The sequence below is a fragment of the Petralouisia muris genome, assembly GCF_004793545.1.
GTDB lineage: Bacteria > Bacillota > Clostridia > Lachnospirales > Lachnospiraceae > Petralouisia > Petralouisia muris.
The window spans coordinates 23,292-39,612 of record NZ_SRYA01000011.1 but is presented as its reverse complement, the minus strand read 5'-3'; the positions used below and the strand labels follow the sequence as shown (position 1 = coordinate 39,612).

Here is a 16,321-nt window from a genome sequence, read left to right as displayed (position 1 = left end):
AATTTTTCTTGCAATATACCCCTATAGGGTATATAATGTTATCAGAAAGGAGGAATGCTAATGGCAGAAGAAAAGGAATCCTGCAATTGCCATAGAACGAAGGAGCGTTCCGAAAAGGAATACAAAGATTTAATCAACCGTCTCAACCGGATTGAAGGCCAGATCCGGGGCATTAAGGGGATGGTGGAAAAAGATGTCTATTGTCCGGATATTCTGATTCAGGTGGCGGCAGCCAATGCAGCGTTAAACAGTTTCAATAAAGTCCTGCTGGCGAATCATATTAAGACCTGTGTCACCAATGATATCCGGGAAGGGAGAGAGGAAACCGTGGATGAACTGCTGACGACTCTCCAGAAATTAATGAAATAACGCCAGAACCTTGAGAATTCAGGCGAAATGAAATAATGCCTGAACTTTGAGAATTCAGGCGGTTGGAAGCAGAGAATAAGTTCTGCAGAATAGTGAAAATTTGTTAAGAACAGAGGTGGTAGCATGGAACAGTATACAGTAACCGGCATGAGCTGTGCAGCCTGCAGCGCGCGGGTGGAAAAGGCAGTGTCACAGGTGGCGGGAGTTACTTCCTGTTCGGTCAGCCTGCTGACCAATTCCATGGGAGTGGAAGGGGCGGCGCCGGCGCAGGAGATAATAAATGCAGTCGAGGAAGCCGGATACGGAGCTTCCTTAAAAGGTGCGAAAGCACAGGGAAATCTGACCGGCGCAGCAGATGATATGTTAAAAGACAGGGAGACCCCTCTTTTAAAACAGCGGCTGTTTGCCTCCCTTGGATTTTTGATTGTGCTGATGTATTTTTCCATGGGAACAATGATGTGGGGCTGGCCCGTCCCTTCCTTTTTGGAAGGGAACCATGTGGCTATGGGCCTCTTGCAGCTTCTTTTGACGGTGGTTATCATGGTGATTAACCAGAAATTTTTCCTCAGCGGATGTAAGAGCCTGCTCCACAAATCCCCCAACATGGATACTTTGGTAGCGTTGGGCGCCGGCGCGGCCTTTGTCTACAGCACATATGCCCTTTTTGCCATGACAGACGCTCAGATGAAGGGGGATATGGCGAAGGTCATGACTTATATGCATGAATTCTATTTTGAATCGGCAGCCATGATCCTGACGCTGATCACCGTAGGGAAAATGCTGGAGGCCAGATCCAAGGGCCGTACCACAGACGCATTAAAAAGCCTGATGAAGCTGGCGCCCAAGACGGCAACTGTGCTGCGGGATGGAACAGAAACAGAGGTTTCCATTGAACAGGTGGCCAAGGGGGATATTTTCTTGGTCCGTCCAGGAGAAAATATCCCGGTGGACGGGATTGTGCTGGAGGGAAGCAGCGCCGTCAATGAAGCGGCGTTGACCGGCGAGAGCATCCCCTGTGACAAAACTGTGGGAGATGCCGTATCGGCAGCTACGTCCAATCAGTCCGGTTTTCTGAAATGCGAAGCGTCAAGGGTGGGAGAAGACACTACCTTGTCCCAGATTATCCAGATGGTAAGCGACGCCGCCGCTACCAAAGCCCCGATTGCAAAAGTGGCGGATAAAGTGTCTTATGTGTTTGTTCCCTCAGTGATTGGAATTGCCATTGTCACCTTGCTGGTCTGGCTTCTGGCAGGAGAAACCATAGGATTTGCCCTGGCCAGAAGCATCTCTGTGCTGGTGATTAGCTGTCCCTGTGCCTTAGGGCTGGCGACGCCGGTAGCTATTATGGTAGGAAACGGAATGGGAGCCAAAAACGGAATCATGTTTAAAACCGCCGTTTCCTTGGAGGAAACAGGAAAAATGGATATTGTGGCCCTGGATAAAACGGGAACCATTACAAATGGAGAACCCAGGGTTACGGATGTAATACCCGCGGAGGGTATTTCTCCAGAGGAATTGTTTACGATGGCTGCCGGGCTGGAGCAGAAGAGCGAGCACCCGCTGGCAAAGGCGGTTCTGGAATATGTCAAAGATAAAAAGACAGATATCCCGGAAGTTACCGAATTCCAGGCGCTGCCCGGAAACGGCCTTTCAGGTTTGCTGGAGGGAGATGAGGTATGCGGCGGAAATTACAAGTTTATCAGCAGCAGGGCTGAGGTTTTGCCGAAGCTGAAAGAGCAGTCCGAAGGGTTGTCCGAGGAAGGAAAAACACCGCTGTTTTTTGCAAAAGGAAGAAAAATCCTGGGAATGATTGCAGTGGCGGATGTGATGAAGGAAGACAGCGCCCAGGCCATACGGGAACTGAAACAAATGGGAATCCATGTGGTCATGCTGACCGGCGACAATGAAAGGACTGCCAATGCCATCGGCCGTCAGGCAGGAGTGGATGAAGTGGTGGCGGGAGTTTTGCCGGAAGGGAAAGAGAGCGTGATACGCACCCTGCAGAAAAAGGGCAAGGTTGCAATGGTAGGGGACGGCATCAATGACGCTCCGGCCCTGACCCGGGCAGATATGGGAATTGCCATCGGCGCAGGAACGGATATTGCCATTGATGCGGCGGATATTGTACTGATGAAAAGCCGTCTCAGCGACGTGGCAGCCGCCATCCGTTTAAGCAGGGCGACGCTGACAAATATCCATGAGAATCTGTTCTGGGCGTTTATCTACAATATTATAGGAATTCCCCTTGCGGCAGGAATATGGATTCCGCTCTTTGGATGGCAGTTAAATCCTATGTTCGGGGCAGCGGCGATGAGCCTTTCCAGCTTCTGTGTTGTAACGAATGCATTGCGGCTGAATATGCTCCGTATCCATGATCCAGGAAGGGATAAACCCCTGAAAAAGAAAAAAAGCTGCAAGCAGGAACCCGTTTATGATTCAGGCAGGCAAGGTGAAAATGTTAAAATTAAGGAGGATATAGAAATGGAAAAAACAATGAAAATCGAAGGTATGATGTGTGGACATTGCGAGGCTACCGTAAAGAAATGCTTAGAGGCGCTTGCAGAGGTGTCAGAGGCTGTGGTCAGCCATGAAACAGGAACTGCGGTAGTGAAATTGACAGGCGAGATTTCAGATGGGATACTGAAAAAGACAGTAGAAGACAAGGATTATAAAGTTCTTTCCATAGAATAATAATTCAGAACAGTAATTCACAAAGCTGCGCAGAATGCCAGGGGCAAGCCTGGAAAATAATTTTCAGGCTTGCCTTGGCATAGAAGGAAACCGATTTTCAAATCTGGGGAAAAAACCATATATTTTCTGATATCAAATAGGAAACCCCACAAAAAGACGGAAAATAATTTAAAAAATGTGAAAAAATACCACTATTTTTTCACATTTTTTTAATGTAATTTTAAAAAAATGTGTTACAATAAACTATAGTGATGCTTATACTCGAGAGCATACTGATTTGCGGAATGATTTGCTGTTCTTCTTGAGAGATTGAGAGAGTGGGAATCGGCCGGCAGGTCATTTGGCTCACGGGTACAAAAACTGGGGAGGTCCGTATATGGAAGATAATACAACCAGTGGATTACGTGAACAGCAGTTAAGGCGCAAACGGATCAGGAAGATGAAATCTACCATTATAGCAGGCGTGGTAATCTGGATTTTAGGGACAAGCATCCTGTCACTGTCTCTTTTGGTCAAGCTGCTTCATTTGGAGAGCAGGATGGAGGAACTTGCAGAATCTGTGATTTCCGTAGAGCAGGTGGTGGAGAATGTGAATGAAAAGAGTGCAGCTTCCCCGGATGGAAACGCCAAGACTGCAGATCCTGTCAAGAATGGGACAATACTGGAAAACGCACTGGAAGAAGGAGAGAGCCGGAAGGTATATCTGACCTTTGATGATGGTCCGAGCGAGAATACGGCGAAGATTCTGGATATTTTAAAAGAGAAGAATGTGAAGGCAACCTTTTTTGTTATTGGGCAGGAAGATGAAGAATCCAAAGAAATGTATCAGAGAATTGTGGCTGAGGGGCACACACTTGGAATGCATTCTTTTTCACATAAATACAGCGTGATTTATCAGTCTTTGGAGGCGTTTTCAGAAGATATGGCCCATTTGCAGTCGTATTTGTCGGAAGTGACAGGAGTGACCCCTGAGATACTCCGGTTTCCGGGAGGAAGCAGCAATCAGGTCAGCAACACGGATATGAGAGAATTTATCCGTTTCCTGAATGAGAAGGGAATTACCTATTATGACTGGAATGTGGCAAGCGGAGACGCCACAAGTCAGGCTTATACGCCGGATGAGCTGGTGCAGAATGTTATGAATGATGTGGGAAGATATGAGACGTCAATTGTATTGATGCATGATGCTTCCAACAAATCAGGAACAGTGGAAGCGCTGCCTGTAATGATTGATAAATTACAGGAACTTGGAGTTGAGCTGTTGCCAATTGATGAAAATACAACGCCGATTCAGCAGATACCGGCGGACAGTGTTCAATGAACAAAGGCTGTCTGAAACAGGCAGCCGCAGTAAAAAGCAAATAATTTATGGAGGTACATATATGAGCTTTTTTAAAGATTTCAAAGAAGATTTATCTCAGGCGGTGAACGAATTGCTTCCCGGGGAAGAAGAACTGAAAGCAGCCGCTCCGGAACATCCGGAACTGGTTGTAAATACCCTGGAGCAGGAAGTTGACGTACAGTCTGAGTTGAAGAAACTAGAAGGATTGTTTGAAAAAGTGGATGAAGTGGCAGCAAAGCAGCCGGAAAGGCCGGAGAAGCCAATCGTTTTGACGCCGGAACCGCCTAAGAAGAAAGCTGAGCCTGAGAGACCTGTAGCAGAACCAATTCAGGAACCCCAAAAGGAACTGAAAAAAGAAATAAAAACAGAAGAAATTGCGGCAAAAGAGCCGGAGCATAAGGAGGAAAAGATTGTGACTACGAAAGCTGTTGTAAATGAGGAAAATATGGCAAATGAGGAAGTGAACGCATCAGAAGAAAAAACTGCAGAAGCAAAGATTATTGCAGGGCTTTCTGCTGAAATTTCAGATGAAGTGACAGTAATTACCGAGGGCACTTCCCTGAAAGGTGATTTGGAATCCACCGGTTCTTTTGAACTGAGAGGCAAGATTGAAGGAAATGTACGCTGCAATGGAAAGGTAACCATTACCGGAAGCATCCACGGCAATGCGGAAGCATCTGAATTTTTTGCAGATGCTGCTAAGGTAGAAGGTGAGATTTCTACCAGCGGAACCGTTAAGATTGGCCTTGGTTCTGTAGTAGTGGGAAATATTACGGCAACCAGCGCAGTAATTGCAGGCGCAATCAAGGGTGATATTGATGTGCAGGGTCCGGTTGTGGTAGACACTTCTGCCGTAGTGATGGGCAACATCAAGTCACGTTCTGTACAGATTAACAATGGCGCAGTCATCGAAGGTTTCTGCTCCCAGTGTTATGCAGATGTGGATATGGAGACTTTTTTTGATAAATAAGAAAGGCATTCAATGAAGAGGATATTATTAAAGTTAAGCGGAGAAGCCTTGGCAGGCGAGAAGCATACTGGATTTGATGAACCCACCGTCACCCGGGTGGCAGAACAGGTAAAGCAGCTTGCAGCAAATGGCGTGGAAGTGGGAATCGTCATTGGAGGCGGCAATTTCTGGCGGGGGCGGACCAGTGAAACCATAGACCGCACCAGGGCGGATCAGATTGGAATGCTTGCTACAGTGATGAATTGTATTTATGTATCTGAGATTTTCCGATCTGTGGGAATGAAAACTCAGATTCTGACGCCCTTCGCCTGCGGAGCTTTTACAAAGCTCTTTTCCAAAGACAGGGCCAATAAATATTTTTCCAAAGGCATGGTATGTTTTTTCGCTGGAGGGACCGGACATCCGTATTTTTCTACGGATACGGCAACCGTCCTGCGGGCAGTGGAGATTGAGGCGGAAGGGATTTTTCTCGCGAAAGCCATTGACGGCGTATATGACAGCGACCCGAAGATTAATCCTTCGGCGGTAAAATATGATGAGATATCGATACAGGAAGTGATTGATCAGAAACTTGCAGTCATTGACCTGACAGCTTCCATCATGTGTATGGAAAATAAAATGCCCATGTATGTGTTTGGGTTAAATGAAGAAAACAGCATTGTAAAGGCGGTCAGCGGAGACTTTTCCGGAACGAAAGTCTTTCCTTAGGCCCGGTGGGGAATTTGATAGAAAATGGGAGGGTTTTGATATGGATGAAAGATTGCAGAAATATGATCATAAAATGCAGAAATCATTCGATAATCTGTTAGAAGAGTTTGGTTCCATCCGTGCAGGGCGTGCGAACCCCCATGTACTGGATAAGTTGAAGGTAGACTATTACGGAACGCCTACCGGTTTGCAGCAAGTGGCAAACATTTCTGTTCCCGAGCCCAGGATGCTTTTGATTCAGCCCTGGGAGCCTAAAATGGTACGTGAAATCGAGAAAGTGATTCTCACTTCAGATTTGGGAATCAATCCCACCAATGACGGCAAAGTAATTCGTTTGTCTTTCCCTGAATTGACGGAGGAGCGCAGAAAAGAACTGGCAAAGGACGTGAAGAAAAAGGGAGAGGCGGCAAAAGTTGCTGTCCGCAATATTCGAAGAGACGCGAACGACTCTCTGAAGAAACTGGGTAAATCCAGCGACATTTCAGAAGATGAAGTGAAAGAATTAGAAGATCAAGTACAAAAATTAACAGATCAATACATTGCTAAGGTAGATAAAGCAGTAGAAGAAAAGTCAAAAGAAATTCTTACAGTATGATATCTAATGTTTGAAAGGGGCATGGCGTCAGCGTCTGTCCTTTTCTTCATATCATTAGGAGGTTTTTATGAACATTCCACAGCATGTAGCTATTATTTTGGACGGAAACGGAAGGTGGGCCAGGCAGCATAAGATGCCAAGGAATTACGGCCATACTCAGGGAGCGAAAAATGTGGAGACCATCTGCAGGGAAGCCTGGAATATGGGAATAAAATATCTGACAGTTTATGCTTTTTCTACAGAGAACTGGAGCCGTCCCAAAGAGGAAGTAAATGCCCTGATGAAGCTTTTGCGCAATTACATGAAGAATTGTATCAAAACAGCAGAAAAGAACCATATGAGAGTCAGGGTGATCGGAGATACCTCGAAGCTGGATTCTGATATTCAGGAAAGTATTCGGCGGCTGGAAGAATTTTCCAGGAATCAGGATGGGCTGAACTTTCAGATTGCCATTAATTACGGCAGCCGGGATGAAATGCTGCGGGGAATGAAGAAGCTTCTTCAGGATTATAAAGAGGATAAGTTTTCTCTGGATGAGTTGAATGAGGAGAAATTTGAAAACTATCTGGATACCAGGGATATTCCGGCGCCGGATTTACTGATTCGTACCAGTGGAGAGCAGAGATTGTCCAATTATCTGCTTTGGCAGCTTGCTTACAGTGAACTTTATTTTACGGATGTGGCCTGGCCTGATTTTACAAAAGAGGAATTAGAAAAAGCTGTCCGTGACTATAATAAAAGAGACAGACGATTTGGCGGAGTTGGAGATTCTGCAGGATTAGAGGAGGCTTAAAAGTGTTCAAGACACGGTTAGTAAGTGGAATTGTACTGGTCATCGCAGCCCTTATTCTTATTATTGCCGGAGGTGATATTCTGTTATCCGGCCTTTTTGCGGTTTCTGTCATTGGATTGTTCGAGCTGTATCGGGTGTTCCATGTGGAGAAAACCATGCTGGGATATGCGGGCTATCTGGGGGCGGCGGTGTATTATCTGAATCTAAAGCTTTCTTTTATACCCGATTTAGAAGTGTTTGTGCTGGGACTGCTGGTACTTTTGATGACGGTTTATGTGCTGGCTTTTCCAAAATACCGGGCAGAACAGGTTTTTGCTGGATTTCTGGGAGTCTTTTATGTGGCTGTAATGCTTTCTTGTATCTACCAGACCAGAATGCTGGCGAAAGGAAGTTATATTGTCTGGCTGATTTTTCTGTGCTCCTGGGGATGCGACACCTGCGCTTACTGTGTGGGAGTACTGATTGGAAAGCATAAAATGGCGCCTAAATTAAGCCCTAAAAAATCTGTGGAAGGGGCGGTGGGCGGCATCCTGGGGACCATGCTTCTTACGATTCTGTATGGCTTCGCGTTTCAAGTTCAGATGCAGATTGCCAAAGAAGAAATCTTTCTTCTGGCTGGAATTACTGCCGTTGGAGGGTTCATTTCCATGATTGGAGATCTGGCGGCTTCTGCCATTAAGCGAAATTATGAAATTAAAGATTATGGAAAGCTGATTCCGGGCCATGGAGGGATTCTGGATCGGTTTGACAGCGTGATTTTTACAGCGCCGATTATTTATTATCTTGCACATTATATCTTATAAGAGGTTCATTTATGAAGAAAATTGCAGTGCTGGGTTCCACCGGCTCCATTGGAACCCAGACCCTTGAGATTGTACGGGAGCAGAAGGATATTGAAATTACGGCATTGGCGGCAGGAAGCAATGAAAAGCTTCTGGAAGCTCAGATTCGGGAGTTTCGGCCGAAAATGGCGGCTCTTTGGGAAGAAAAAGCTGCCCGTTCCCTGCAAGGCAGGGTGAAAGATCTGCCGGTTAAGATTGTGTCCGGCATGGAGGGCCTTTTGGAAATTGCCAGAATGGAGGAAACGGAAATTCTGGTAACAGCCATAGTAGGCATGCTTGGAATCCGTCCTACGATTGCGGCTATTGAAGCAGGAAAAACCATTGCCCTTGCCAATAAGGAGACGCTGGTAACAGCCGGCCATATTATTATGCCGCTGGCAAAGGAGAAACAGGCGCCCATTCTGCCGGTGGACAGTGAGCACAGTGCGATTTTCCAATCTCTCCATGGAGAGGATGGAAACCGGATACAGAAGATTCTTCTGACTGCCTCCGGCGGGCCTTTCCGAGGGAGAAAAAGAGAGGAATTACAACAAGTCCAGGTGGAAGACGCCTTGAAGCATCCCAACTGGTCCATGGGCAGGAAAATCACTATTGATTCTGCAACCATGGTAAACAAGGGACTGGAAGTGATGGAAGCGAAATGGCTGTTTGATGTAAACCCTGAGCAGATTCAGGTGGTGGTGCATCCCCAGAGTGTGATACATTCCATGGTGGAATATCAGGACGGAGCGGTGATTGCGCAGCTTGGCACGCCGGATATGCGCCTGCCCATCCAGTACGCCCTGTATTATCCCAGGAGGAAGAGCCTGTCAGGAAGAAGGCTTGATTTTTATCAGCTATCCAGCCTTACCTTTGAAGAACCGGATCTTGATATCTTTTTTGGGCTGAAGCTGGCGTTTTTAGCCATGGAACGGGGCGGGAACATTCCCACTGCCTATAATGCGGCAAATGAGAAGGCGGTGGCGTTGTTTTTGGAGAGGAAAATCTCATTTCTGGAAATTCCGGAGATAATAAATACATGTATGGAGCAATGCAGATTTATCAAACAGCCGGATGTCTCAGAGATCCTTGAAACAGAAGCGGAAGTGTATGCATTGATAGAGAGCAGGTGGTAAATTGAATATTATAATTGCAATAATTATTTTTAGCCTTATTATTTTATTTCATGAACTGGGCCATTTTCTTCTGGCAAAATGGAATGGAATCCGGGTGAATGAATTCTGCCTTGGCATGGGGCCTACCTTGGTTGGATTTACCAAAGGTGAGACAAAATATTCCGTGAAACTGCTGCCCTTTGGCGGCGCCTGCATGATGGAGGGAGAGGACGGGGAAAGCAGCGATGCACGGTCTTTTAACAGTAAATCTGTCTGGGCGCGGATCAGTGTGGTGGCTGCGGGCCCTGTCTTTAATTTTATCATGGCGTGGGTATTTGCCTTGATTATTATTGGAATTACCGGCTATGACCGTCCAGTTTTGTCCGGCGTAATGGAAGGATTTCCGGCAGAGGAAGCAGGGATTCAGGCGGGAGATGAGATTATTTCTATGAACGGCTACCGCACTCATTTTTACCGGGAGGTCAGCCAGTTTTCCCTTTTTCACCCGGGAGAAGATGTGGAACTTGTGTATGAAAGAGGGGGAAAGCGCCATAAGGTCACCTTATCTCCGAAGCTGGATGAGGAATCCGGCAGAGAGCTTCTGGGGTTAAGCGGAAGGCTCTATGACCGGGAGAAAGGAAATGTCATTCAGGTGCTTGCCCACAGCGTTTATGAAGTCCGTTACTGGATTATGAACACAATTGAAAGCTTAAAGATGCTGGTGACCGGGAAAGTGGGCGTAAATGATTTGTCAGGTCCGGTGGGCCTTGTAAAGATTATGGGAGATACTTACGACAGCAGCCAGTCAAGCGGCGGTACGGTGAGCGCAATGTTGAGTATGGTGAATTTTTCTATTTTTCTGTCCGCCAACCTGGGCATTATGAACCTTCTTCCGATTCCGGCATTAGACGGCGGAAGACTGGTATTTCTTGTGATTGAAGCGATCCGCAGGAAACGGATTTCTCCGGAGAAAGAAGGCATGGTGCACTTTGTGGGACTGATGGCTTTGATGGCGCTGATGGTCTTTGTGATGTTTAATGATATCCGGAATATTTTCTAAATGTGGCGGCAGCGTATCACTGGCAGTTTGGCGTATGGAATTTTCCTCTATGCCCGACAATAAAATATTCGCTTTTGCCGGAAAGAAAGCAGAATGGAGCATTTATGGAAGAAAAAATAATTCGCAAAAAAACAAAAGAAGTGCAGATTGGAAGCAAAATCATCGGAGGCTCCCATCCCATTTTGATACAGTCTATGACAAATACCAGAACGGAAGATGTGAAGGGGACCATTGCTCAGATTCAGAGACTGACGGAGGCAGGCTGTGAGATTATCCGCTGTGCGGTTCCCACTATGGAGGCAGCAGAAGCCCTTGCAGAGATTAAGAAAGGGATTACCATTCCTCTGGTGGCGGATATTCATTTTGATTATCGGCTTGCCCTTGCAGCCATAGAACACGGGGCGGATAAGATTCGGATTAACCCGGGAAATATCGGGGCAAGGGAACGGATTCAGGCAGTGATTGACGCAGCAAAGGAACGGAATATTCCGATTCGGGTAGGCGTGAACAGCGGTTCTCTGGAGAAAGAGCTGGTGGAAAGATATCATGGAGTCACGGCAGAAGGAATTGTGGAGAGCGCTCTGGATAAAGTGCATCTTATCGAGGAACTGGGATATGATAATCTTGTAATCAGCATCAAATCTTCCGATGTTCTGATGTGCGTAAGAGCCCATGAGCTGATTGCGAACCGGACGGATTATCCCCTGCATGTGGGAATTACAGAATCCGGAACGATTACCAGCGGCAATATCAAGTCTGCCATGGGGCTTGGCATGATTTTAAGCCAGGGAATCGGCGATACGATTCGGGTGTCTCTGACAGGAGATCCCTTAGAGGAAATCAAATCTGCAAAAATTATTCTGAGAACCCTGGGACTGAGAAAAGGCGGCATTGAAGTGGTATCCTGCCCAACCTGCGGGAGAACCCAGATTGATTTGATCGGCCTGGCAAATCAGGTGGAAGCTATGGTAAGCGACATTCCTCTGGAGCTTAAAGTTGCAGTGATGGGCTGTGTGGTCAACGGTCCGGGAGAGGCGAAAGAAGCAGATATCGGAATTGCCGGCGGAATTGGGGAAGGGCTGATAATAAAACACGGTGAAATTTATAAAAAAGTAAAGGAAGAGGATTTGTTAGAAGCCCTCCGGCATGAACTGCTGCATTGGGGTGAGTAATTATGAGCAAGCTGTTTTTTGAGGTTTTTCCGGATTTGAAAGTTCCTTCGGGACTGGAAAATCTGATGACAGAGGTAGAAGTGACGAAGGTTTCTTCCAACCGAAAGAGAGATCATCTCAGAGTGTATCTGTTAAGCAGCCGTTTGATTAATAAGGGAAATATTTACCGGCTGGAATCGGATATCCGCAGACAGCTTTTTCCCAATCACGACATTTCTGTTAAGATTATTGAGAAATTCCAGCTTTCCGGCCAGTATAATCCCAGAAAGCTGATGGATGTCTATAAGGACAGCGTAATGGAAGAATTTCGCACCTTCAGCCTGCTGGAATATAATGTGCTGCGCATGGCCCGAATGGAATTTCCGGAGGAAGACAGGATGCAGCTCACCTTTGAGGATTCTGTCATTGCCAGGCAGAAGTCAGAAGAGATGGTGGAGATTTTAGAGAAGATTATCTGTGAACGCTGCGGGCTGGATGTGAAGATTCATGTGGATTATCAAGAGCCCAAGGAAAAGAAGCATAAGAAAAACAGCGATATTCAGATTCAGAATGAGATACATAATATTATCAGCCAGTCTTCTTTGGGAGGCCGGGGGAATGGGCAGTCTTTGGAGCCTGGAGGAGACTGGAACGGGCAGCAGCCGCCAGAAAATGGGGAAAATCCTCAGATACCCTGGGATACGGGGAATGCTTTGGCGTCCCAGAATGGGGAAGCGTCTCAGCCGCCCTGGAATTCAGGAGCAATTCAGCATACAGGAGAAGCGAAAATCTTCCAGGGCATGGAGGATGGACAACAGCAAAATAACAGGAAATCAGCCAATGAAAATAATGGGGGACACAGCAGAAAAGGCTCCAAAGGGGATAAGGATTCCCACAGCGGTACAGGAGGTTTTTCTGGGAAAAGCCCATCTTATGGAAAGAGACGGGGCCAGTCCTATGGAGGATTTAAGAAGTCGGACAACCCGGATGTGGTATATGGACGTGATTTTGAGGAAGAACCAACCCCCATTGAGCAGATTGCAGGTGAAATCGGCGAGGTGGCAGTCCGCGGCAAGGTGCTGAGTTTGGACACCAGGGAAATCCGCAATGAGAAAACGATTATCATGTTTTCTATTACAGATTTTACGGATACCATTATGGTAAAAATGTTTGCAAAGAATGAAATTGTGCCTGAGATTACTTCCCATGTGAAAAAGGGGGCTTTTCTGAAAATTAAGGGGATTACCACGATAGACAGGTTTGACGGAGAGCTTACCATAGGTTCCGTTGCCGGAATGAAGAAAATACCGGATTTTACCACCACCCGGATGGACAGCAGCCCTCAGAAACGGGTGGAGCTTCATTGCCATACAAAGATGAGCGATATGGACGGGGTTTCCGAGGTGAAGGATATCATCAAGCGCGCCATGAAATGGGGACACAAAGCCATTGCCATTACCGATCACGGCGATGTGCAGTCCTTTCCCGACGCCAACCATGCGGTTTCCCCGGAAGATGACTTTAAGGTCATTTACGGAGTGGAAGCCTATTTGGTGGATGATCTGAAACAGATCATTGAAAATCCCAGAGGACAGAAACTGGATGACGCTTATGTGGTGTTTGATTTGGAGACTACAGGCTTTTCTCCAGTGAACAACCGGATCATTGAAATCGGTGCAGTGAAGGTATGCGCAGGGAAGATTACAGACCGTTTTTCTACCTTTGTAAACCCTCAGGTGCCCATTCCTTACAAAATCGAAGAACTGACAGGCATTCGGGATGATATGGTCTTAGATGCGCCGCTCATTGAAGATGCGCTGCCCGAATTTCTGAAATTCTGCGATGGAGCCATTCTGGTGGCCCATAATGCAGGCTTTGATATGAGTTTTATCAGCAAAAATTGTGAACGGCAGGGGCTTCCCTGTGAATATACCGTGATTGATACCGTTGCCATGGCCCGGGTGCTTTTGCCTCAGCTAAACCGGTTTAAGCTGGATACGGTGGCAAAAGCATTGAAGATCTCTCTGGAAAATCATCACCGGGCAGTGGATGATGCGGCCTGTACGGCGGAGATTTTTGTGAAATTTATAGAAATGCTGAAAGATCGGGGAATCACTGATTTGGATGCGGCAAACGAGCTGGGAAATACCTCCGTGGAAAACATCAAAAAGCTTCCCAGCCATCACGCCATTATTCTGGCTGCCAATGATACAGGGAGAATCAATCTGTATCGTCTGGTGTCAGATTCCCATCTCACTTATTTTCACAGGCAGCCCAGGATTCCCAAAAGTGAATTTATCAAGCATCGGGAAGGGCTGCTGATTGGTTCCGCTTGTGAAGCGGGGGAATTATACCAGGCTGTTTTGCGGGGCAATTCCGAGGAAGAAATTGCAAGATTGGTGCGGTTTTATGATTATCTGGAAATTCAGCCCTTAGGCAACAACGAGTTTATGCTTCGGGGGGAAGATCCTGCAGTTGCTTCCGAGGAAGAACTGAGAAACATTAACCGCAGAATTGTAAAACTGGGGGAAGAATTCCACAAACCAGTGGTGGCAACCTGTGACGTGCATTTTTTAGATCCGGAGGATGAGGTATATCGCCGGATTATTATGGCGGGAAAAGGCTTCAAGGATGCAGACAACCAGGCGCCTCTGTATCTGCGGACTACAGAGGAAATGCTGGAGGAATTTCAATATCTGGGCAGTGAGAAAGCAGAAGAAGTGGTAATTGCCAATCCGGGTAAAATTGCTGATATGTGCGAGAAAATTTCTCCGGTGCGCCCGGATAAATGTCCTCCTGTCATTGAAAATTCCGATCAGATGCTTCGGGATATCTGCTATAATAAGGCCCATGAAATTTACGGAGAAGAGCTTCCGGCGGTAGTATATGAGCGTTTGGAGCGGGAATTAAATTCCATTATAAGCAACGGCTACGCAGTGATGTATATCATTGCCCAGAAATTGGTGTGGAAATCCAATGAGGACGGCTATCTGGTGGGTTCCAGAGGATCGGTTGGTTCTTCTTTTGTGGCGACCATGGCGGGAATTACCGAGGTAAATCCTCTGGCTCCTCATTATTATTGCAGCAAATGCCATTATTGCGATTTTGAATCGGAAGAAGTTAAATCCTATGCGGACGCCGGCCGCGCCGGGTGCGATATGCCGGATAAAAACTGTCCGGTATGCGGGGAACCGCTGAGAAAAGAAGGATTTGACATACCTTTTGAAACCTTTCTGGGATTTAAGGGAAACAAGGAACCGGACATTGATTTGAATTTCTCCGGGGAATATCAGAGTAAGGCCCATGCCTACTGTGAAGTGATTTTTGGATATGGGCAGACCTACCGTGCCGGAACCATCGGTACGCTGGCGGATAAGACAGCATTTGGATATATCAGGAATTACTATGAAGAACGGGGAGTTCGGAAGCGGAACTGTGAAATCGATCGGATTGTTCAGGGATGTGTGGGAATCCGGCGGACCACCGGGCAGCATCCGGGAGGAATTATCGTGCTTCCTTTGGGAGAGGAAATTCATTCCTTCACCCCGATCCAGCATCCGGCAAATGATATGACCACGGATATTGTCACCACTCATTTTGATTATCATTCCATCGATCACAATCTGCTGAAGCTTGATATTCTGGGACACGACGATCCTACCATGATTCGTATGCTGGAGGATTTAACGGGAATTGACGCCCGTGAAATTCCTCTGGATGATAAGGATGTGATGTCCTTATTTCAGAGTACCAAGGCGCTTGGAATTGAACCGGAAGATATCGGCGGCTGTAAGCTGGGTTCCCTGGGGATTCCGGAGTTCGGAACAGAATTTGTCATTCAGATGCTGATTGACACTAATCCTCAGTCTTTTTCAGATTTGGTGCGCATTTCCGGCCTGTCCCATGGCACGGATGTGTGGCTTGGGAACGCCCAGACGCTGATTCAGGAGGGAAAGGCAACGATTTCCACGGCAATCTGTACCCGTGACGATATTATGACCTATCTGATTGGCATGGGGATAGAAAGCGAATTGAGTTTTACCATTATGGAAAGTGTCAGAAAGGGCAAAGGCCTGAAGCCGGAATGGGAAGAAGTGATGACCAGCCATAACGTGCCGGACTGGTATATCTGGTCCTGCAAGAAAATTAAATATATGTTCCCCAAAGCCCATGCGGCCGCTTATGTTATGATGGCATGGCGGATTGCTTATTGCAAAATTTTCCATCCACTGGCCTATTATGCGGCGTTTTTCAGTATCCGCGCCACCTCTTTCAGCTATGAGCTGATGTGCCAGGGCAAGGAGAAGCTGGAGTATTTTATGGCGGATTATGAGAGAAGGAAAGACACCTTAACCAAAAAAGAGCAGGATACCGTAAAGGATATGAAGATTGTTCAGGAAATGCATGCCAGAGGCTTTGAATTTGTGCCTTTGGATTTGTTTTCCGCCCAGGCCCATGCATTTCAGATTGTGGAGGGTAAGCTGATGCCGTCCTTAGACAGCATTGAAGGACTGGGAGACAAAGCGGCAGAGGCAGTGGTAGAAGCGGCGAAAGACGGGCCGTTTCTGTCGAAGGATGACTTCCGTCAGCGGACGAAGGTGTCGAAATCTGTCATTGATTTGATGGGAGATTTGGGAATTTTGGGAAATCTGCCCGAATCCAATCAGCTTTCGCTGTTTGATTTCTAAGCCGGGTTGACCAAAAAG

At 46.8% G+C, this 16,321-nt stretch carries 12 protein-coding genes; all 12 read left to right on the top strand.

Translation table 11 applies throughout. From position 1 onward, the window contains the following. Positions 1-60 precede the first annotated feature (60 nt). On the top strand, positions 61-369 hold the full coding sequence (locus E5329_RS07005) for a metal-sensing transcriptional repressor (protein WP_135988855.1): 309 nt from the start codon (positions 61-63) through the stop codon (positions 367-369). Positions 370-492: 123 nt separating this feature from the next. Beyond that, a complete protein-coding gene (locus tag E5329_RS07000; RefSeq protein ID WP_135988854.1) occupies positions 493-3,060 on the top strand; it encodes a heavy metal translocating P-type ATPase in 2,568 nt (855 codons plus the stop codon). Positions 3,061-3,436: 376 nt separating this feature from the next. Beyond that, the gene (locus tag E5329_RS06995) at positions 3,437-4,381 is read left to right on the top strand and encodes a polysaccharide deacetylase family protein (RefSeq protein WP_135988853.1); all 945 of its coding nucleotides are present in this window, start codon (positions 3,437-3,439) and stop codon (positions 4,379-4,381) included. Positions 4,382-4,442: 61 nt separating this feature from the next. Continuing rightward, positions 4,443-5,372, top strand: coding sequence for a polymer-forming cytoskeletal protein (locus E5329_RS06990; RefSeq protein WP_135988852.1), 930 nt, complete (start codon positions 4,443-4,445; stop codon positions 5,370-5,372). A gap of 12 nt (positions 5,373-5,384) precedes the next feature. Continuing rightward, positions 5,385-6,080 (top strand): UMP kinase, encoded by a 696-nt coding sequence (gene pyrH, locus E5329_RS06985; RefSeq protein WP_135988851.1) that lies wholly within the window; start codon positions 5,385-5,387, stop codon positions 6,078-6,080. 40 nt (positions 6,081-6,120) lie between these two features. Then, positions 6,121-6,675, top strand: a complete 555-nt coding sequence (gene frr / locus E5329_RS06980) for a ribosome recycling factor (RefSeq protein ID WP_135988850.1) — start codon at positions 6,121-6,123, stop codon at positions 6,673-6,675. Between the two features lie 67 nt (positions 6,676-6,742). Next, entirely contained in the window at positions 6,743-7,468 is a 726-nt protein-coding gene (locus E5329_RS06975; RefSeq protein ID WP_135988849.1) for an isoprenyl transferase, read from the top strand. A gap of 2 nt (positions 7,469-7,470) precedes the next feature. Next, positions 7,471-8,271 (top strand): phosphatidate cytidylyltransferase, encoded by an 801-nt coding sequence (locus E5329_RS06970; protein WP_135988848.1) that lies wholly within the window; start codon positions 7,471-7,473, stop codon positions 8,269-8,271. A gap of 11 nt (positions 8,272-8,282) precedes the next feature. Continuing rightward, complete coding sequence (gene dxr / locus E5329_RS06965; RefSeq protein ID WP_135988847.1) at positions 8,283-9,425, top strand: 1-deoxy-D-xylulose-5-phosphate reductoisomerase; 1,143 nt, start codon at positions 8,283-8,285, stop codon at positions 9,423-9,425. A 1-nt stretch (position 9,426) separates the two neighbouring features. After that, entirely contained in the window at positions 9,427-10,464 is a 1,038-nt protein-coding gene (rseP, locus tag E5329_RS06960; RefSeq protein ID WP_135988846.1) for an RIP metalloprotease RseP, read from the top strand. A gap of 104 nt (positions 10,465-10,568) precedes the next feature. After that, entirely contained in the window at positions 10,569-11,636 is a 1,068-nt protein-coding gene (gene ispG / locus E5329_RS06955; RefSeq protein WP_135988845.1) for a flavodoxin-dependent (E)-4-hydroxy-3-methylbut-2-enyl-diphosphate synthase, read from the top strand. 2 nt (positions 11,637-11,638) lie between these two features. Then, complete coding sequence (locus E5329_RS06950; RefSeq protein ID WP_135988844.1) at positions 11,639-16,303, top strand: PolC-type DNA polymerase III; 4,665 nt, start codon at positions 11,639-11,641, stop codon at positions 16,301-16,303. Positions 16,304-16,321: the final 18 nt, after the last annotated feature.